The sequence below is a fragment of the Flavobacterium agri genome, from assembly GCF_013401995.1.
Lineage (GTDB): Bacteria > Bacteroidota > Bacteroidia > Flavobacteriales > Flavobacteriaceae > Flavobacterium > Flavobacterium agri.
The window spans coordinates 2,331-2,976 of sequence record NZ_JACBJI010000021.1 but is presented as its reverse complement, the minus strand read 5'-3'; the positions used below and the strand labels follow the sequence as shown (position 1 = coordinate 2,976).

General features: G+C 36.5%; 1 protein-coding gene. It reads right to left on the bottom strand.

The window, feature by feature from the left end; all coding sequences use genetic code 11:
• Nucleotides 1–196: 196 nt before the first annotated feature.
• Nucleotides 197–505: a hypothetical protein gene (locus tag HZF10_RS17755; RefSeq protein ID WP_176007587.1), complete on the bottom strand. Its 309-nt coding sequence runs from the start codon at nt 503–505 to the stop codon at nt 197–199.
• Between the last annotated feature and the right edge of the window lie 141 nt (nt 506–646).

Genomic DNA, 646 nt, shown 5'->3' with positions numbered 1-646 from the left:
GTTTGGCGAAGCCTTTCGCTGCAAGCGAAAAAGAAATAATACGTTGCAAATGGACAGTAACGTTAGGCCGCTAATTTTGGTCGCGGCCAATCGGAGAGAGTACTCTCCGCTGAAAAGTACGAAATTAAAGAACAGCTCGTGAACTTAGTCATTTTGCCGCGATCAAAATTAGCGGCGGTTAGCGGTAGTTGTAATTTCAATTTAACCAATTTGCTATTCCGCGCAGATCATTTAAAAGAAATAGGAAAGCACCACTCTCTAGGTAATCATCTTCCAACGATTTTTCCAATAATACTCTCCTTATTCTTCTTTCCGGTTGGTTAAAATAATCAAGAAAATATTCATGCTTTTCTATGCTTTCAAAATCTGTTTCTATTAAGCTAGTGATTCGGTTTCGAAGACTTCTATATTTTGGCTTTTCCACAATTCCTTTTTCGTTGTAAACGTTAATTGCATTCTCCAAGTATTTCTCTATATCTACTATTAAATCTTTTCTCGGTTCCATTTTAAATGAGCTAAAAGTTTTACTAAAATAGATTTTTCGATAAATAAATTTAAAAACGATAGTATTTGTTTATTAACAAGGTTTCGAACAATTACCGCTAACGTTCGGCGGCTTCTTTGTCGCCGCGACCTTTCGGAGGGG